Consider the following 20,816-nt stretch of genomic DNA (forward strand, 5'->3'; position numbering starts at 1 on the left):
TCCGTCCCTAGCCCGCGAGGCCGCGGAAGTAGGCGTAGGCGTCCAGGACCTGGAGCAGCAGCGGCAGCAGCGCGATCGCGGTGATGATCTCCATCAGGTCGCCGAGGTGCCCCCAGACGGGCAGCAGCCGGGCCTGCGGCAGCCGCCAGGCGCCGACGAGCAGCAGCACCGCGGCGGTCAGCAGGACCGCCAGCGCGCAGGCCCGGCCGGCCGGTCCCGTACCGGCGGTGCGCAGGACCAGGACGAGTGCGAGGGCGTAGACCCCGGCCAGTACGGCCGGGGTGCGCTGGAGGGTGCCGTTGGTGCCGCGGGCGCGCAGCAGCACGGCGAGGCCGAGGCAGAGCGGGAGCAGCCAGCCGGCCCAGCCTCGCTCGTGCGCGGCCACCAGCCAGAGGGCGACCACCCAGAACAGGGCCGAGCCGACGCTGATCAGGTCGAGGCAGGCGGTGGCGACGGACACTCCCAGCGAGACCCGGGTGCCGGTCTCCGGCTCGATGTCCTCCTGGAGTTCCTGTGCGTCGTGCGGGAGCTGGGGCACCCGCAGCCGGGCGGTGCGCAGCGCCAGCCGGGGCGCCAGATGCCCCAGCACGAACAGCGCCACGGCGGTCACGGCGGCGGACTGCGAGGCGCGCAGTCCGAAGACCTCCGTCAGCCCCGCCGTGCCCGCGGCGGCGACCGCGACGAGCAGCACGGTGCCCGGCACGACCAGCGGCAGCGCCCCCAGCGCGAACAGCAGCGCCGCCAGCGCGATCGCGAGGCCGCATCCCAGGAGCACACCGATCAGCCGGGTGGCGTGGCCGCCGTCCGGTCCCGCGCCCACGATCAGCCCGGTCCCGGCCGCGAAGACGAACGCGCCCAGTCCGGCGGCCAGGACGCCGCCCCGGTCTGCCTCCAGGTGGGCGAGGGACGCGCAGGCCGCGGCCAGGACGACGGCGACGGCGGCCGCCACGGCGGCGGTACGGTGACTCGCGCCCGCGCCGAGCAGCGCGGCGGCCACCGCGGCGAGCGCCAGGCAGACCAGGCCGAGGCAGAGGCCGCGGGTCAGTTCCGGACGCCACCGGCCGGGGCCGTCGCCCACGGTCCGGGCGACGCCGTCGGCGAGGTCGTCGAAGTGCACCGCGGGCAGCGGCGCGTCGGCCGGGCGCAGGTACAGCACGTCGCCGTGGCGCAGCCCAGCGGTCTCCGGGGTGTCCTCGGGCGCGAGGGGCTCCTCGCCCAGGAGCTGCAGCACCCAGGGATCGCCGTCGGCGCCGTCCGCGGTGGGCAACCGCCGCAGCAGGACGGGGAGCAGGGCGGACACCGGTGTGGTGACCGGGACGGACAGGTCGGTGCGGCCGTCCGACGTCTCTACGGTGACGCGGCAGACCTCGGTGGCCCTGCCCGTCAACGGTGCGGCCGTGGTCATCGTGCTCCTGTGGGGACGGGGCCCGCCGAGACCAGACCGGTCTGTACGAGCTTGATGTGGCGCCGGGTGACGAGCTGGGCACGGCCGGCGGGAAGGGTGCGGGGTTTGGCCTCGCCGATGAACTTGCCCTCCTCCTTGGGGTAGGAGAAGAGGAGCGCGGGGTTGCCGAGTTCCCACATGCGGCGGACGAGGGGGTCCATGACGGACCGCATGGCGCCGGAGGTGGAGCGGGCGACGACGAGGTGGAGTCCGATGTTGGCGCCCTGCGAGAGCAGGGGCACCAGGGGTGTCATCGGGGAAGGCGTGCCGGGGGCGCCGGCGAAGAGGTCGTAGTCGTCGACGAGGACGAAGAGCAGGGGTCCTGCCCACCAGTCCCGTTTTTCGAGCTGTTCGGGTGTGATGTCGGCGCCGGGCTGCCGTTTGGCGACCGAGACGGCGGCGCTCTCGGCGAGCTTGCCGAGTCCGTCGGGGTCGACGACGTAGCCGACGCGGTACTCCTCGGGGACGTCCTTGAGCAGGCCGCGGCCGGGGTCGGCGAGGAGGATGCGGGCCTCCTCGGGCCGGTAGCGGCTGGTGATGGCGCGGATGGCCAGGCGCAGCGCGTTGGTCTTGCCGGTCTCGCCGTCGCCGTAGACGAGGAGGTGCGGGGTGCTGCCGAAGTCGTGCCAGACGGGTGCGAGGCGCTGCTCGTCCCAGCCGAGGCAGAACCTCAGGTCGCGGGCGTCGGCGGGGGCCGGCAGGCGGCGCGCGTCCAGGGTGGTCGGCAGCAGCCGTACGCCGGGTGCCTTGTCGCCCGTCCAGAAGGTGCCGATCTCGGCGACCGCCGCCTTGGTGGCCGGTGTCAGGTCGTCGGTGCGCGGCGAGCTGTCCAGGCGGGGCAGCGCGGACAGGAAGTGGTGGCCGGAGCCGGTCAGGCCGCGCCCCGGCTGGTGCGGCACACCGGCGGCGGCGCGGGAGCCGACCTCGGACTCCATGGAGTCGCCGAGCCGGAGTTCGAGTCTGGTGCCGAGGAGATCCCTGAGCCGGGGCCGGATCTCGGACCAGCGGACCGCGGCGACGACCATGTGCAGGCCGAACGACAGTCCGCGCGCCGCGAGTTCCATGATCCGCTGTTCCAGGTCCTCGTAGTCCTGGCGGAGCGTGGCCCAGCCGTCGACCACCAGGAAGACGTCACCGTAGGGGTCGTCGACGCCGCCCTCGGCCCGCAGCGCCCGGTACGCGGCCATCGACTCCAGCCCGCGCGAGGTGAACAACTGCTCCCTCTGCTCGACCAGTTGGGACAGCTCCTCGACGGTCCGCAGGACCCGGTCGCGTTCCAGCCGGGTCGCGACCGAGCCGACGTGCGGCAGGCCGGAGGTGGAGACCAGGCCGCCGCCGCCGAAGTCCAGGCAGTAGAACTGCGCTTCGGCCGGGGTGTGGGTGAGCGCCAGCGACATCATCAGGGTGCGCAGCAGGGTCGACTTGCCGGTCTGCGGCGCGCCGACGACACCCACGTGCCCCTCGGCCCCGGAGAGGTCCGCGACCAGCAGTTCGCGCAGCTGCTCGAAGGGCCGGTCCACCATGCCGAGCGGGACGCGCAGGGCGCCCCGGACACGGGCGTCGGACGTGCCCATGCCGCGCTCCGGGTCGGGGACGATGCCGGGCAGCAGCTGGTCCAGGGGAGCCGGCTCGGACAGCGGGGAGAGCCAGACCTGCCGTGCGGGCGGGCCGCTGTCCTCGAGCCGGCCCACCATCACGTCGAGCAGACTGCCGTCCGCCCCCTCGTCCTCGACCGCTCCCGGGTCCCCGCCCGGTTCGTGCCGGGCCTGCTCGGCGAGCGAGACCAGGGCCGCGGCCTCCTCCTCCGCGCGGACGGAGGCGAGCCGGCCCTGCTGCTCCAGCCCGAACGGGGTCACTTCGAGGACCGCACCCTCCCGGCGCGCCGCCTCCTCCGGGCTCGGCGGTGCGGGGACCGGCCCGGAGACGTAGGCGGCCTTGAAGCGGACGAGGTTGGTGGTGTCGACCTTGAGGTAGCCGTTGCCGGGCGCGGAGGGGAGTTCGTAGGCGCTGGAGGTGCCGATGACGCTGCGGGACTCCATGGAGGAGAAGGTGCGCAGGGCGAGGCGGTAGGAGAGGTGGCCCTCGACGCGGTGGATGCGTGATTCGTCCAGGCGCTGGGAGGCGAGCAGCAGGTGGACGCCGAGGCTTCGTCCGAGCCGGCCGATGGAGACGAAGAGCTCCACGAACTCGGGCTTGCTGGCGAGGAGTTCGGAGAACTCGTCGACGATGACGAGGAGCGAGGGCAGCGGGGCGAGGGTGGCTCCGGCGGCGCGGGCCTTCTCGTACTCGTAGAGGGAGGCGTGTCCCGCCTCGCGCAGGAGTTCCTGGCGGCGGATCATCTCCCCGTTGATGGAGTCGCGCATGCGGTCGACGAGGTGGAGTTCGTCGGCGAGGTTGGTGATGACGGCGGAGGTGTGCGGCAGGCGGTCCATGTTGAGGAAGGTCGCGCCGCCCTTGAAGTCCACCAGGACCAGGTTGAGGATCTCCGAGGAGTGCGTCGCGGCCAGGCCCAGAACGAGGGTGCGCAGCAGCTCGCTCTTGCCGGAACCGGTGGCGCCGATCAGCAGACCGTGCGGGCCCATCCCGCCCTGCGCCGACTCCTTCAGGTCCAGCTCGACGATCTCGCCCTCGCCGGTGACCCCGACGGGGACCTTCAGCCGGGCGTGCTGGGCGAGCCGGGGACGCCACTTGGCGGCGACGTCGAAGGTGCGCACGTCCCTGATGCCGAGCATGGTGGTGAGGTCGAAGTCGGACTCCAGCGGGCGGTCGACCAGGTCGACACCGCCGCTGGTGCGCATCGGGGCGAGCACCCGGCCGAGCGTCTCGGCCGCCACGGACGTCAACCGGTCGGCGTCGCCGGTGACCGTCTCGGTGCCGTGGGGGAAGTCGACCCGGCCCTCGTGGACACGGAGCCGCAGGACCCTGGGGCCGCCGGGCACCGCGCCGGTCAGGTCGAGCAGGACGACCCCCCGGATCCCGGCGCCCAGCAGGCGGGACGACTCGGGGATCCGCGCGCCCTGGGCCACCACGACCGTGAACGGCTCGGCGACGCTGGGGGAGGAGTCCCTGTCGTGGTCGGGCCGGTCACGGACGTCCGCCCCGAGCAGTTCCAGGAGCGCCTCGTGGTCGGAGGCGGCCAGCCGGAGCGGACCGGCGGCGTCCTCCTCCGTCGGATGCGCGTTGTGCGGCAGCCACTTCAGCCAGTCCCACGCCTCGCGGGCGGCCTCGTCACCGAGCACCGCGATCCGCAGTTCGTCGGGGGAGTGGAACACCGCGAGCTGGGCCACCATCGCTCGGGCCAGGGCCAGGGCGCCGTCGGTCTCACCGGTGAACTCCACACTGGTGAAGCGTTGCAGGGACACCGGGACGGGCAACTGGGGCACGGTCTGGTGGGCCTTGGTGAACCGGCGCAGCGAGATCGCGCACAGCGGCTCCAGGTCCTCCACCGGCTTCGTCTGCGGCGGCATGAAGTCGAGCGCCGCGCGGCGGGTGGCGAGCCCGATCCTGACCCGGGCGAAGTCCTCGTGCCCCGGCCTGCGTTCCCACAGCCTGGTGCCACGGGCCAGCGCCCACAGGTCGCCGGGCGGCGGGTTGTCCCACAGCAGCGCGGCACGCTGCTCGTCGGCGGCCTGCCGGGCCTGCTTGCGCTTCTGGCCCAGGTAGCGCAGGTAGTCCCGGCGTTCGGCGCGCATCCGGCGGCGCCGGTCCGAGCCGGGGCGGCCCACCTGGGTGAGCGTCATGCTCACCATCGCGATGCCCATCATCCCGGACATCAGGTACGTGGAGGCTCCGCCGCTGCCGACCGAGAACATCAGCACCATGGCCCCGGAACCGAGGCCCATCGGCAGATACAGCATCACCGACCCGAAGTCGGCGGTGGCCGGCTCGCTCAGGACGGGGGGCTCGGCGAGCTCCACCTGTCCCTCGGGCATCGGAGGGCCCTCGGCGCGCGGCGGACGTTTGGCGACCATGGTGCTCAACGTGCGTTCCCGCTTTCCTGCTTCCTGCGGCTGGAGTCTCCAGAGCCTAGGCAGCGCCCCGGACGCCGACCGGCCGTCACGGGCGATGTCTGTCCCGGGGGGACGGGAGCATGACCGATAGGGCAGACGTGCCGTGCGCGGGTCCGGCCGGCGGAACGGCGGGACACGGGGGAAGACCCTTCGCCCGACCGGGCAACGTTCCGCATGGGCGCGGTATTTGGGCCTCCGGGACTTCTAGGGTCGGGCGTTCGCAGACCACGAGACGCTGAGGCGGGCGGGGCACACATGGCACAGAGGAACGGACCGGCGGAGTCGACCGCGGAGGCGGCGGTCTGGGAACAGCCGCTGCCCTGGCTCGGAGAGGCCGGGAAGCCGGAGTCCGCGGGCGCGACCGGCCCGACGGCCGGGCCCGCACCGGACGCCGGGAGCGCGGTCGCGGCGATCGCCGCGACACCGGCGGGGGTAGTGCGTCCGGGCCCGGCGGCGTCCGTTCCGACGCCAGGGGCGCGGACGGCGACGGAGACGGCACCCGGTTCCGCGAAGGCCGCCGAGGCCGCGGAGAGCGGGACGGCGAAGGGGGCCGCGAAGACCGGGGCGACCGCGAAGGCCGCGGCGAGCGGGACGGCCGCGGCGAGCGGGAAGGCGAGCGCGAAGTCGAGCGCTGCCCCGGCGGCGGAGCCTGCGCGGCAGAACGCCGGCCGACGTGACAACAGCGCCCGGCCGGGCGGCACTTCGGCCGCGAACCCGTCCGGCGGCCCGGACGGCGGTACGGACGAGGTGACGGCCACGGCACCCGGCGGCCGGGCCGGCAACCGGGCCGAGAACCCGCCCGGGGACGGAGACGGGGACGGTGGCACGGACGGCCGGTCCGGGAGGTTCCTGCGGCTGCTGGTGTCCAAGGCCGGGACCGTCGTGGCCGCCCGAGCCGGCGGCACGTCCCCGGGCGCTCCCCCCGAGCGGAACGTGCGCCTGGTCGGTGTGATGACCGCCGTCGCCGTGCTGGCGGCACTCGGCCTGGGCACCGTCGCCTTCATGACCGTCCCCGGCGGCGACGGCGACGCCGAGCCTCGTGCGATGCGCCTCGACGACGGAGCCGTGCCGAAGGCCGGCCCCGGCGACGCGGTGGTCCCCGGTGACGCGGCAACTCCCTCCGCCGCCACGGGGCAGCACGCGTCCGGCACCCCGCAGGGCACGCCGCACGCGGCGGCCGGCTCGGCACGACGGGGCGGCGCTGCGGCGGCCGGGGACGGCCCCGGGTCCGCGCACTCCGGCGCCTCCTCCTCGGGCGGCGGCAAGGCGGTCGACGCCTCCGACGCGCACACCTCGGGCTCCGCGGGCTCCTCGGGCACCAAGGGCTCCACGGGGACGTCGGGCTCCGGGAACACCACCAAGACCCAGAACCAGACCCCGTCGAAGCCCGCGGCCACCCACACCACCGTCGCCGGGTCGATGATCGTCGGGTACGCGTCCTCCCGGTGCGTCGGGGTGTCCGCGCACAAGGCGTCCGACGGCTCCCCGCTGACCCTCCAGGGATGCACCGGAAGCTCCTGGCAGAAGTGGGTGTTCGCCTCGGACGGCAGCGTGCGGTCGATGGGCATGTGCCTGGACATCGCGGGCGCCTCGCAGAGCGACGGCACCACCATCCAGCTGGCCCGCTGCAACGGCGGCTGGGCGCAGCGCTTCAACCTCAACGGCTCCCACGACCTGGTGAACACCCAGATCGGCATGTGCGTCGACGCCAAGGACATGGGCACCGCGGCGGGCACCCGGCTCCAGCTGTGGGAGTGCGGCGGCACGTCGAACCAGAAGTGGCACCTCGCCTGAGACCACCGGGGTCCCGGGCAGGGTCCGTGCCCGAAAGGGCGGCCTCGCGGTGTGCGTCACGTTCGGCGATTCGTTGAAACATTCAACTGGCTAGCATGCGCCGGACATTTGCATGGATCTCATGTGAAGGACCCCCTGTGAGACCGCTCTTTCCCGGCCGATCAGGCCTGCCGATCGCCGTGGGTGTCACCGCGCTGCTGATGGCGATCCCGCCGGCATCCGCCGACACCCGCCCCTCGCCCGCCGACACCCTTTCCGCCTCCGCCGCCCGCCCGGACGGACCGGCGTCCGGCCGCACCGCGGCCGTCCCCGCTCCCCGCACCGTCCCCGCTCCCCGCACCGTCACCCTCGTCACCGGCGACCGCGTCACCGTGACGGAAGGGGGCGACGGCCCGCCCACGGTCACCGTGGAGGGACCCGGCGGCCACCGCGCCGACGCGCGGATCACCACGGAGCGCGGCGACACCTACGTCTACCCGTCCGCAGCCGAACCCTTCGTGGCCGCCGGACTGCTGGACGACCGGCTCTTCGACGTCACCCGGCTCGTCGCAGACGGCTACGACGACGCCCGTACCGACGGCCTGCCCGTCATCCTGACCTACGCCTCCGCCGCGAGCCGGCGGCAGGCGGCGCCGTCGCTGCCCGCGGGATCCACCCGGGTCCGCGCGCTGACCAGCATCGACGGCACCGCCGTCACCCAGGAGCACGGCAGGGCCGCGACCTTCTGGGCCGGTCTCACCGGGCAGGCGCCCGCAGCGAGTACCGCCCGCGCCGCGCGCCCGGCCGTCCCTTCGCTGGCCGGCGGCGTCACCAAGGTGTGGCTCGACGGCAGGGTCAGGGCCGACCTCGCGGACAGCGTCGCGCAGACCGGCGCTCCCCAGGTCTGGAAGGACGGCGACACCGGCCAGGGCGTGGACGTGGCCGTCCTCGACACCGGCTACGACACCGCGCACCCCGACCTGCGGGGCGTGGTCGCCTCCTCCGCCAGCTTCGTGCCCGGCGAGGACGTGGACGACCACCACGGCCACGGCACCCACGTGGCGTCGACCCTCGCGGGCAGCGGCGCCGCGTCCGGCGGCGCGGAGAAGGGCGTCGCCCCCGGAGCGCGCCTGCACGTCGGCAAGGTGCTCGGCAACGACGGCTCCGGCTACGACTCCTGGATCATCAGCGGCATGGAGTGGGCCGCCCGCGACGCCAAGGCCCGTGTCATCAGCATGAGTCTCGGCGGCGACCGCCCCTCCGACGGCACCGATCCGCTGAGCCGGGCCGTCGACGACCTCAGCGCGGAGACCGGCGCGCTGTTCACCGTCGCGGCGGGCAACTCAGGACCGGACGCCGGTACGGTCGCCGCCCCGGGGGCCGCGGACGCCGCGCTCACCGTCGGCGCCGTCGACTCCTCCGACGCGCTCGCCGGCTTCTCCAGCCGCGGCCCCCGGTTCCGGGACGACGCGGTCAAGCCGGAGATCACCGCGCCCGGCGTCGGCATCCTGGCGGCCCGTTCGCAGTGGGCGTCCTTCGGTTCCGGCTCGTACGCCACCCTCAGCGGCACCTCGATGGCCACCCCGCACGTCGCGGGCGTCGCCGCCCTGGTCGCGGCCGAACACCCGGACTGGGACGGCGCCCGCATCAAGGACGCCCTGGTCAGCACCGCCCACGCCACGCCCGCCAGCCCCGCGGACGCGGGCGGCAACGGCCGGGTGGACGCCGTCGCCGCCACCGGCCCGCTGGTGGCGACCGGTATCGCCGACGCCGGCATCCACTCCCCGGGCCGGGCCTCCGGCAGCGTGCACCGGACCGTGACGTGGACCAACTCCGGCGACACCCCGCTCGTCGTCACCCCGCGCGTCGAGGCCGAAGCCGGCACGCCCCAGGGCCTGTTCACCGTGCCGGACCGGCCGGTCACCGTCCCCGCCCACGGCACTGCGGCCACCGACGTGACCACCGTCCTCGACCGGGCCCCGGCGCTGTCGCGGTTCACCGGCCACCTCGAAGGCGTCGTGGCCGGCAGGACCGTCACCCGGACCCTGCTCGCGGTCAGCACCCGGGTGGAGGACCACCATCTCCGGGTGCGCACCACCGACCGGTCCGGCGCCCCGCTGCCCGGCGTCGTGGTGAGCTACCGGCGCCAGGGCGACGACTCCACGGACACCGTGCTGGACGGCGACCTCGACGGCGCGGTCGACATCGTCGTGCCGCCCGGCACGTACACCGTGTGGACCTGGGCCGCCGTGCGGGGCGTGCACGGCGCGTCCTCCGCGGGCCGGGCGCTGCTGGCCGCCACGGACATCGCCGTCGGCGCCGGCGACACCGAAGTCACCCTGGACGGGACGGCGTTGCGCAGGACGGAGGCGGTCACACCGAGGACCAGCACCGACACCTACGTCCGTGTCGACTTCGGCCGGTCCTACGACGACGGTTCACCGGCCGTGGTCGACAGCGACACGCTCGGCGACGCCTTCGACAGCGTCTGGGCGACGCCGATGCCGAAGCCGGCGGGCGGCGCGCTGACCTACACGGTCCGCTGGCGCATGGAGCAGCCGCTGCTGCGCCTGTCCTCCGGGCCGCAGGACTTCGACGACCTCTGGCTCCAGCCCGGATCGGGCTCCCCGGCCACCGGCTCCCGGACCCTGCCCGCCGTGTTCGCGGGCGACGGCACCCCCGCCGAGTACGCGGCGGCCGGCGCGCGCGGCAAGGCGGCCGTCGTCCGCTACGTCCCCGACGATGACGATGACGACGAGGACCGCACCGGCACCGCTGCCGGTTCCGCCGCCGGGGCGGACGTCGACCCGTACACGGCGGCCCGCGAGGCGGGCGTCGCGCTGCTCGTCGTGGTCAACGACCAGGACGGCCGGCTGCGCGAGCCCGCCTCCCGCACCGACCTCGTCATCGCCGGTGTCTCGCGCACCGAGGGGGAGACGCTGATCGGCCGCATCCAGGCCTCCCGCACCGGCTCGGTCCCGCTGCGGACCGTCGGGCGCACGACGACCGGCTACCTCTACGACCTGGTGCACAGCTGGCACGGCGGCATCCCGCGGACCCGGCGCTACGCGCCCGCCGAGAGCCGGCTCGCCCGGGTCGACGTGGACTTCCGCGGCGACCCGGGCACGGAGGTCGACGAGTTCCGGTTCGACATGCAGCCCTACCTCGGCGTGAAGACCGGTTACGCCCGCCCGGTCCCCGTCGGCGCCGGGCGCACCGACTGGGTGACCCCGGCCGGGGAGGCGGCCTGGACGGAGGAGGCCGCACGCGGTGTCAGCTCCATGCAGTACTCAGGACTGGTCGCCTACCCGGCGGGACGGACCACCGGGGTCCAGTGGTTCGGGCCCGTCGAACACCCTCGGCTCAACGAGTCCCAGCGGCTGCCCGAGCGCACGGCCGACGCCTTCGACGTGCTCGTCCCGGCCTGGGGCGACGGCGGACGCGACCACGCGGGAGTCGTCGGCCCGGGCACCACGTCCCAGACGAACGAGCTGTACCGCGACGGCCGTCTCGTGGCCCGCGCCGACGGCGGCGGTCTCCGCGTCGACGGCGTGCCGGCCGCCGCGGCGCGGTACCGGCTCGTGACCACGACCGCCCGGTGGGAGGGCTACCCCTACTCGACCGCCACCCGCACCGAGTGGGCCTTCGCCTCCGCGGCGCCCGGCACCGGCGCCCCGCAGGTGCTGCCGCTGCTCCAGCTCGACTACGGCATCAGGACCGGCGCCGACGGCGCGGCCGCACGGGACGCCGGCCTCACGGTGACACCCGCGGCCCTCCCGGGCATCCGCGCCGGGGCGCTGCACACCGACTCGGTGGAGGTGTCGTACGACGACGGCCGCACCTGGCGGCGGCCCGCCCAGCGCGCCACGGGCGGGGGCGGCTCGGCCCGGGTCCGCCTGGGCGCGCCGCGGACGGCCCGCTTCCTGTCCCTGCGCGTGCACGCGTCGGACAGCCGGGGCGACACGGTGACACAGACCGTCGTGCGGGCCACCGGCCTGTCCTGACCCCTCTCCCTCCCGCACCGCCCCCGGCGCCCGTCCGCCGGGGGCGGTGCGGGAATTTCGCTGTTTCCCGCGCATACGATCCGGACGACTCCTCGGTTAACAGTCGCCGAACCGGCCGTGAATATATTCTCCGAGGCTTTATCGTTGCGCTATGGGGCAATATCTCGGGCGCGAATTGCTTTTCGAATTCCGGCGATTTCCGCCTAGCATATTGGCTCGTGATGCCGAGCCGCTTTCCCTGTGACGGTCCGTATGGACGGTGACCTTCAGATGCCGGACGCGGTCGCTTCGGTGGCCGCGTTGATCGTCGGGCAGAACTGGCCGAAGGGAAGCGAGACGGGCCTTTGGCAGCTCGGCGAGGCGTGGGGGGAGGGCGCGCGGCAACTGCGCGGCCTGAGCGGCGAGCTGGGCGCGTCGGGCGGCGCGGTGCTGGACAGCGTGGGCGGCCGCATCGCGGACGAGTTCCGCGACTTCGTGACGGAGATGGAGAAGATGGTTCCCGGACTGGCCGAGTCCGCGGGCCAGATGAGCGATCTGTCGGGACGGACGGCGCTTCAGGTCGAGTACGCGAAAGCCATGATCATCACGCAGTCGATCCTGGTTTTCCTCCAGATCCTGCATTTCCTGTTGTTCGCGCTGCCCGAGGCGGTTCCGGTCGTGGTGGCGGGCGGCCGGGCGATCGTGACGATGCTGGTGAAGAACCTGCTGGTGTCGGTCGGGTCGGGTGTGGCGCTGAACCTCGTCAGCGATGTGCTGGTGCAGGTCGGCCAGTTCATCGCGGGGCACCGGCACGAGTGGGACAAGGACGCGACCGTGTCCGCGGTCGAGTCGGGTGCGATCGGCGGCGCCGTGGGCGGCCTGGTCTTCGGGGCGGGCCGGGCGTGGAAGCCGAGATTCGCCGAATCGCTCGGCGGCAAGCTGCTGCTCGGCGGGGTGACCGGCGGCCTGACCGAAGGCATCACCTACGCCATCTGGGGTGACGAGACGTCGGCCTTCGGCTCGGCGATCACCTCCGGGGTCATCGGCGTGCTGGAGGGCGGCCGCAAGTTCCGCTTCGCCGGGGCTGCCGGGGGCGCCGAGATCCATGTCAACACGCACGTCCCGCACCTGCCGGGCATTCCTGACGTGGGCAGCGGGCTCACCACGGAGGCGAGCGCGGACGCGGACGCGGGTGCGGGTGCGAGTGCGGGTGCGGGGGAGCAGGCGGCGGATTCCGTCCGCTCCGGGGAGGCCGCCGGGTCCACGGGGTCCGCCCGCTCCGGCGCAGGGGCCGCCGGATCCGGGACGCACGGGACGAACGCCCTGGGGCTGACGCCGGGCGAGCCGGCGTCCGCGCCGACCGGTGCGAGCGGCCGCCCCGGCACGGGGCGCCTCACGGGCACCGCCGCGTACAGCAGTTCGTCCGGCGCCCCCGGTGTGGCGGCCCGGTCGGGGAGGTCTCCCGGCTCCGGGACGGCCGTCGCCGACCTCAGGCGCCCCGACGTCGTGCGCCGCACCGTCGTATCCGCGCAGGCAGCCCCGGCGGCCGTCGTCCCGGCCGACGCCCACGGGTCCCGCGGCGGGGCCGCGTTCACGCAGGACGGCGGCCTGTCCGGCGTCACCACCCTCCTGCGCTCCTCGGCGAGCGCTCCGGCCACCCTCACCGAGAGCCCCACGCACCCCGGTGACCGCTCCCCGGCACCGGCCCCCGTCGGCCACACCGGCGCCACCGTCCCGGCCGGCGGCGGCGCGGTCAGGGACGTCACCGCGAACGGCCGGGGCCTGCCGACGGAGACCGCCCCGCCGCGGGTGCCGGGCGGCGGCACGAGGGTCTCGGCCGTCACGGAGACACACGGAGCCGCCGGGACGAACGGCGTCACGGAACCGCGAGCCGTGGTCGAGGGAAGAGGGATGACGGAGTCCCGGGCCGCCGCCGACCCGCAGACCGCCACGGAGCCGCGAGCCGCCGCGGGGCGAGCCGACGGCACCGGTCCGCAGGGCGCCGCCGCCGGGCCACTCGCCGACACCGGTCCGCAAGCCGCCACGAAGCCGCACGCGTCCGATCCCGCGACGCTCGCCGCCTCCTCGCCTACCGTGCGCCCGCACCCCGCGCCCGATCCCGCCGCGCAGCCCTCGCGCGCACCCGCCCGTGCACCGGAGCCCCCGCCCGCGTCACCTCCCCCGTCCGCAGCGCACCGGTTCCCGGCCACGCCGGAGAAGGCCGAGCACCGCCGTCCGCTCGCCCTCGGCCTCGACCTGCTGCACCCGGGGCCCGGCCGCGAGGAGAGCGCGCGTATCGACGCGCTCGCCGCCGACCTGGCCCACGACGTGGCGGAACGGGACAGGACGGGCCGCCCGCTGCCCGAGGTGACGTACACCGTGCACCGTGCCGTCGCCGTGGCCGGGCAGCGGCACTTCGGCAGGTCCCTGCAGACCAGCACGGTGTGGGCCGAACGGATCCGCACCGCCTTCGAACGGAGCCTCGACGCCCGGCAGCCCGGTCTGGCCGCACGGCTGAAGGCCGCCGTCGAACTGGACGCGCCCGGCGAGGGACGTACGGGACACGCGGTCATCGCCGTACGCGAGGCCCGGCTTCCCGACGACTTCCTCGTGTCGGTGAAGACGCGCCTGCGCGGGGCCGGCGGCGGCGCGGCCTCGGCGGAAGGGGTGCTGAGAGCCGTACAGGAACTGGAGCGGACGCACGGCGCGGCCTTCACCCGCATGGACGTCAAGGCGCGTGCGGAGGCCACCGCATGGCATCTGGTGGGTGTCCGGTTCGGCGGTCTGCGGGCCGGGGCGCAGCCGCAGGCCGGCCCCTCGTCCCCCCGGCGCGCCCTCCCGCACGGGACCTCGCACGAGGGTCCCCCGGCCGGCCCGGCGGACCGGCCGGCCGCGGGGCCGTCGGCGCCGCGTGCCCCCCGCCCCGCCGCGGAGACGCCCCGCCTGGTGCCGGTCGGGGAGGACCTGAACCGGCGGCGGCCGCCGTGGATCGACCGCGAACTGCCCCCGCCCGCGCGGAACGCCGGGCAGGTGCGGTTCACCGACGGCTCCCGGCTGCCCTCGTACCTGACGGGTGAGGGCTACCAGGGCCGGATCGCGCTCGGCGCCGGCCGGCACGAGATCCGCGGCGCCGACCTGGTCGTACGGGAGGCCGTCGGCTGGCTGGAGGGGCATCGGCACCTGCGGCCCGCGTCCGGCGGACGGCGGCGTTCCGATGTGCGCGGACCGCTGACGCGGGCCCTGGAGGGCGACCCGGGCGGGTTCATCGGCGGGACCAGGACGTTCGACTACGAGACCGAGGCCGGGCTGCGTCTGCGGATGGTGCTCACCGCGCGGCCGCACGGCGTGCCGGAACGCTTCACGTTCGGACTGGGCAACCCCGCCAAGATCGACGTGGCGCACCGGGTCACCCAGGGTGGTGGCCGCGCCTGGGCCAACTCGTCCTCGTGGGGCGTCGGAGCCTCCGTGGGCGTGGGGCCGGCGGGCGGGGTCGCCGCGGGTTGGTTCAACGGCTTCGCCAGGGCCGTCTTCGGCAGGTCGTCGCGGTTCGGCACGCAGAACCAGACGGTGAACCAGACCGAGACCCGCAGTACGGACGCCTCCCACGTCCATCTCGACGCCCTGGAGTACGAGTTCAGGATCACCGACCGGGCCGGACGGCCGGTGGGGCCGGACGGCCGCGTACCCGCCGAGGGCGCGCCCGACCGGCCGGCCGAGCTGCGGTTCTCGGTGCGCGACGGGCTCTCCATGCGGCTCGCCGACTTCCTCACGAGCACCGCGCCGGAGAGCGGTCCGGCCTTCCCGGACGAGATCCCCCTGGCCGACGGGCGCGGGTTCCACGAGGTGAGCGTCGAGGACGTCGTCGTCGCCGACCCCGACCTCGGCGACCGGGTGCTGCGGATGCTGGGCACGGCGCCGGGGGCGAAGGGAGCCGAGCAGATCACCGGGCTGCTGTCGGCCGACGGTCTGCGGCAGAGCATGCGCTCGCTGCTGGTGGGCCCGGTCCTGAGCCCCGTCCTGTTCGGAGGGTCCGGCGGCCACCGGCCGCTGGGCGTCATCCGCATGGAGATACGGCCGGAGCGGCTGGAGAAGGTCGGCCCGAGCACGACGGCGGCGGAGATCCGCGACATCGCGCAGTCGGCCGTCCGCGCCGAGCGGTCGGCGGGAACCTCGCGCTCCGGAGAGGCCGGCGCCGCCCTCGGTCCCGGCTTCACCGCGTCGCTCCCGGGCGGCCCTTCCCTGCGTGTCCAGGTCGGGGGCACCGCCCGCGTCGGCGCGTTCGATTCCGGCACCACGGCCGTGGGCAGCGCCGCCGGCATCAGGGTCGGAGCGCAGGCCAAGGGCGTGCCGACCGCGCTGTACCGGCTGCACGCGGAACTGACCGTCATCGGCCCGGCCCGGGTGACGGGCAGGACGTCGGGCCCCCCGGCGCGCGGCGACTCGGGACACCTGACCCTGAGGAGGAGCGAACCGCGCGCGGCGACGATCGAACGAGGCGCCGTGTCGGCCCTGGTGCGGCTGCCGATCGGCGAGGCCGAACGGCTCGCCGGACGCGGCGAGGTGGCCGCTCCCCGGGAGGGCGGGCCGGTGCCGAAGCTCATCACCGGGCAGTCGCTGGGCGTCAGCCGGGTGCACGAGGTGCGCTTCCCGGACGACGGCGCACCCCGGGACCGAGGCGCCCGGACCGGGGCCTCCTCGCCGTTCACGGAACAGGTGCTCAGGGAACTCGACCACGCCTACCCCGACATGGTCGCCTCCCTCGCGGAGCTGTACCCGGCCAACCCCCGGTGGACCGGAGGCACGGAGCACTTCCTGACGGTGCTCCACAACACGCGCGAGATCCTGGAGCGGCTGTCCCACCAGAGCCTGACGGCCAACCTGGGCGCGATGCTGGACACCGGTCTGCGGATGAACCTGGACCAGTGGACCCCCCTGGGACGCAGGCACGTCGAGGTCCGTGTCGACGCGGCGCTGACCACCAGGGAGTACCTGGGCAGGCGGACCGACCAGCGCAGCCGCTTCAGCGCGCCGGGCGCGGAGACCGTCACGGGACAGCGGGGCGGCGGCCGTTCCTGGCAGGTGGGCATCGAGGGCACGGTCTCCGTGCGGGACCGGACCCCCGGCACCGCGGGCATGCCGCTGCACGCGGAGACGCTGGCCGTCGGCGGCCGTTACGGCCGGCGGACGGAGGCGGAGAGCGGCTACGCGCTGTCCGGCGGTGACGAGACCACCTCGATCACCACCGGCGGCATGGACTGGTACCGCTACGGCGTCCGGTTCACCGTCAGCAGCGACGGTCACTGGCGGCCGCGCCGGTGGATGCGGGGTCTGCCGTCCGGCGGACTCCTGGACACGCAGGCGTTCGTGCTCCCGGACGGGCACCGGACGCTGGTGGACCCCGCGGCCCCGGCCGGCGACCGGAGCGCGGGCGGGCACGGGCAGGTCGTGCTCTCCGTCCCCGTCGAACACACCAGGCCGCCGGCCGAGGGCGAGCCGGACGGGACGGTCGCCGCGCACGCCGCGGAGCCGCCCGCGCCGAGACCGATGACGGCCGAGTACGCCCGTGCCATGGCACTGGGGTCGAGGGAATGGCTGACGGCGGCGGCCCGGGACGTCGGCACCGTCGACCGGCGCTCCAGGTCGGTTCTCGGCTACCCCCACACCACGGTCGACATCACCGAAGGACCGTTGCTCGCGGCCATGGCCGCCAGGACCGTGGACCGGGCGACCCACGGGGCGTGGGGACTGACCCTGCCGGGCACCGAGGGCCGTACGGAGTGGCAGCTGGTCCTCGGACGGCAGAACCGGATCGCCGGCTTCCCCACCACCTCCACCCCGCTGGGCGGGCACTGGACGCTGTCCACCGAGACGCCGTACCTGCTCCGGCGCACCACCACGCTCGCCTACCGGACCACGCTGCTGGAGCGGACCCCCGCGGGCGAGTCGGCGCTGACCGTCGTCGGCGGACCGGTGAAGATGGAGGTCGAAGGAGCCGTCGGCGCGAACCTGGGCGCCTGGGGCCGCGACACCAGGACCAGCACACTGGACTTCGGCGGGCGCGTCAGCCTGCTCACGTCCCACCGGCACGCCGGGGTCGCCGGCACCCTCGGCCTCTCCCTCACGGCCGGCATCGGCACGTCCCGTTCCGCCTTCACCCAGCGCAGCGTCGCCGACGTCTTCACCCGCAAGGCCGCCGGCGACCGTCACACCCTGGTGCGCGGCCCGCTGGAGCACGCCTGGGCGACGGCGTCGAGCCAGGCCGGCACGGCCGCGCACGGCGCGGCCCTGGTGCCCGCGTCGCTCGCCGACGCGCACGGCGAGCGGCACACGTCGCAGTGGGTCGGCATCATCCCGGTCAAGGCGGCCTACGAACTGGGTGTGCTGCGCGACGAGTACGGCGGTGTGCCCTGGTACGACGAGTCCGCCTGGTCGGAGTTCCCGTGGCTGCGCCAGGTGCAGTTCGGCGGCTGGCCGGTCAACTCGCTCAACCCGGCGGGCGCGTTGCTGCGGCTGGACGAACAACTGGGACTGCTGAACCTCAAGGGCGACGGCGCCGAGCGCCTGCGCCGGATGGTGTCCGGCCGGGTGATCCGCGCCCTGGGCAACGAGCTGGCCGGTCCGGGTGTGGCGCTCCCGGCACGGATCGCCCGCTGGACGGTCGGCGGACGCGATGTCCAGCTCAAGCTCCAACTGGTCCCCATGGACGGCTCCGGGTTCCACGGACTGGACCACGGCGCGGAACTGGAGCACCAGGTGCTGGCGACGGACACCGTCCAGCAGGGGCGCGGCCGCACCGTGGGCCGGACCGCCGGAGTCACCGTGTCCGAACGCGCCGACACCGGTTCCGGCGGCATCGGTTCGGCGGGGCCCGCCTTCTCGGAGTCGGCCGCCACCGCCTGGACGGCGGGCTCGGCGCGGACGGACACCACCGGCTCCGGGACGATCGTGACGTACACGGACCTGCACGCCGTGTCCGCCCGGCAGTACGAGCTCCGCATCACCCTGGTGGCGGCGGGCGCCGAAGCCGGAGAGACGGCACCGGCCCGGCACATCCAGGCCGGGGCGCCCGCCGGCTCCTTGACCAGGCACGTGCCGATCAGCCTGATGCGGCCCGCCCCCGAAGCCGGCGGGCGGCCCGATCCGCTGGCCCCCGCCCCACTGGAACAGCCGGGCCGCACCCGCCGGGTGCCGCTGCCGGCGGGGCCGGGCGCGGGCGCCTGGCGCGACGTCGTCCACCTCGGTGCGGAAGGCGGCCGCCGCCCCTTCGAGATGCCCGCCGAGGGCTTCGCGGTCCGCGGCTTCCACGGCCTGGAGGAACTGCGCTCGGCGAACGTCCTCGCACTGGGCGCCGCCTACGACTCGTCCCTCACGCTGCCGCTGAACGCCGGCATCGACGACGCGGCCCTCCTCGCGAAGGCCCACGACACCCCGCTCACCAGGATCGGCACCGGCCCGCGCGAGAGCCTGGAGACCGCGACGTCGGGCATGGCGCTGACGGCGTTCTTCGGCCGGACGCTCACCGCGGACGGCTACCAGGTGCCGGGCCTGGAATGGCGCGGCCCGCTCGGCGGCGCCGGCGGTCGCCTCGACCTCTACTCCAGACCGGACTTCGGCCGGGCCCGGCTGCTGACGGTCGCGGACGGCATGAAGTTCGAGACGCCCGCGCAGCACGCCCACGGCGAGGCGTCGACGTTCGGGCAGAGCGGCTCCTCCGCGCACACCGTGGACGCCGGACCGGCCGGCCCGACCCCGGCGGGTTCGGCCCAGGGCGGCGGTGGCGGAAGCCGTCGGACAGGTGGTTCGCAGTCCGTGGGCGCGGCGCTCGACGGCTTCGGCTCGGTCAACGTGAAGCCGGACAACAAGACGCGCGCCTACCTGTACGCGCTGCCGGTGCGCTGGCTCAGCGTCGCGCGGGTCCACCACGACCTCAAGGACGCGGCCCTGGCAGCGGCCGTCCGGGGCGTCTTCCACGCCGCGCGGCGGGAGGCCCCGGCGATGGAGACCGAGACCACGGCCCTGGTCTGGGTCCGCGAGGACGTCGCCCTCCGGCTCGGGCTGCTCGACGACACCAACCACCCGCCCGCGGCGCGGGAGGCGTGGAACGCCGTCCAGCGGGCGAGCGCCGCCCTCGTCACGGCCGACAAGGCCCTGTGGGACCTGCGCCTGGGCACGGGTGCCGAGCGGGCCACCGCGTGGCACCGGGCCCGCCGGGACGTCACCGCTCTCGCGGAACGGGACGTGGACGCGCTCCCGGCGGTCCGCGAGGCCCAGGACGCGCTGACCGCGCTGATGAGGGAGCGGGCCGAGGACGACGCCGAGGCCGACCACGAGGAGTGGGGCAGGCTGCGCGACGCCCTGGCCGAGGAGGCCCGGGGGCGGCTGGCGCGGGCCCGTCAGGCGGCCGCCGACGAACTGACCGCCGCCGAGACCGCCGAGGGCCTGGCCCGCGCCGCGGTGGACGAGGTCGCCGCGGACGTCAGGGCGCTGCACGACCACGGCAGGGCACTGCACACGGAACTCGCCCGGCTGCGCCGCGGCGCCGACCGGCTCACGGCCTGGCACCAACTGGACGCCGCCCGACAGGAGCGGCTGCGGGGCGAGGACGTCGCCGAGCCGGACGCGGTGACCTTCACCCCGCCCCAGGCACCGGCCCTCCGCTCGACCGGTCCGCAGGCGCCGAAGGCCGCGAAGCCGAAACCGGCCCCGGTCGTCCGGACGGACGGCACGGACGGCACGGACGGCACGGCGGTGCCGGCCCGTCCGGCCCACGCGGCCCCGCCCTGGCGGCCGCGGCCCGCCGCCGAAGGCGCCGAACCCGCCCCGGTCTTCGACACCGCGACCGACCACCGCACCCTGGCCATGACCGACACGGAGGGCGGCACGGTCGTCTACGACCTGCACAGACCGTACGTCGACCGGGAGGGTTTCCCGGTCGTCCCCGGGCGGCACGAAGACCCCCTCCGGCCGGGCCGTGCGGCCGACGGCAACGGCTTCTGGGCGGCGGTGGGCATGGCCGGCGGCGACACCGGCCGGCCGCGGCAACTGGCGCACGGGGCGACCGGCGAGGCGCTCACCGGGCACGACCCGCACGTGGACCCGCAGGCGGTCTTCCACCTCGCCGAGGTGCAGGCGGCGGCGCCGGACGTCCTCGCCCGGAACCCGGAACTGCGCGACTCGATCCGCGACGCGGGCGGCCGGCTGCCCGTCGAACTCGGCCGCGCGCTCACCCCCGCGCAAAGACGCGCGCTGCTCAGGACGGCGCTGGTGACCGCACGCCGCTGGGACGCCCGTACGGCGGAGCTGGCCGCGGCCCTCGCGGCCCGGCACGTCGGCCGCGATCTGATCGTCGTCGAGGAGGACGGCTCCCACCGGCGCCACCACGCGGCGGGCCCGGAGGCTCCCGACGCCGCCCGTCCCGCCCTCGTCGTCCACCGGCGGGGCGACGCCTACCTGGCCGCGATCCCCCGCCGGGCCGAGCCCGCCCCGGCCGGTCCCGCGGACCCACCGGGGGACCCGGTGCGCCGCGCGATCAGAGAGGGCAAGCGCCGCGCCCACGACCCCCGAGACGCGGTGGCCCTGCCCTGATCCCTCGTTCGGGTGGAGACA

5 protein-coding genes are annotated in these 20,816 nt (G+C 75.3%); 3 read left to right on the top strand and 2 right to left on the bottom strand.

All coding sequences use genetic code 11. The annotated features are described in order from the left end of the window. Window positions 1-7: 7 nt before the first annotated feature. Both eccD and eccCa read right to left on the bottom strand, forming a co-directional pair. Complete coding sequence (gene eccD / locus ACIQOE_RS18980; RefSeq protein WP_401412478.1) at window positions 8-1,405, bottom strand: type VII secretion integral membrane protein EccD; 1,398 nt, start codon at window positions 1,403-1,405, stop codon at window positions 8-10. Beyond that, window positions 1,402-5,415, bottom strand: coding sequence for a type VII secretion protein EccCa (gene eccCa / locus ACIQOE_RS18985; protein ID WP_365556341.1), 4,014 nt, complete (start codon window positions 5,413-5,415; stop codon window positions 1,402-1,404). The genes eccD and eccCa overlap by 4 nt, the downstream gene beginning before the upstream one ends. 294 nt (window positions 5,416-5,709) lie before the next feature. Between eccCa and ACIQOE_RS18990 the strand changes: the two genes are divergently transcribed. From ACIQOE_RS18990 to ACIQOE_RS19000, 3 genes are all read left to right on the top strand, one after another. Beyond that, the gene (locus ACIQOE_RS18990) at window positions 5,710-7,248 is read left to right on the top strand and encodes a ricin-type beta-trefoil lectin domain protein (protein ID WP_401412480.1); all 1,539 of its coding nucleotides are present in this window, start codon (window positions 5,710-5,712) and stop codon (window positions 7,246-7,248) included. A 137-nt stretch (window positions 7,249-7,385) separates the two neighbouring features. After that, window positions 7,386-11,231 carry a S8 family serine peptidase gene (locus ACIQOE_RS18995; protein ID WP_401412482.1) on the top strand — a complete coding sequence of 1,282 codons (3,846 nt, stop codon included), beginning with the start codon at window positions 7,386-7,388 and terminating at the stop codon, window positions 11,229-11,231. Between the two features lie 252 nt (window positions 11,232-11,483). Beyond that, the gene (locus tag ACIQOE_RS19000) at window positions 11,484-20,795 is read left to right on the top strand and encodes a hypothetical protein (RefSeq protein ID WP_401412484.1); all 9,312 of its coding nucleotides are present in this window, start codon (window positions 11,484-11,486) and stop codon (window positions 20,793-20,795) included. Window positions 20,796-20,816 lie beyond the last annotated feature (21 nt).

The sequence above is a fragment of the Streptomyces sp. NPDC091282 genome (assembly GCF_044757385.1).
In the GTDB taxonomy this organism is placed as follows: domain Bacteria; phylum Actinomycetota; class Actinomycetes; order Streptomycetales; family Streptomycetaceae; genus Streptomyces; species Streptomyces gramineus.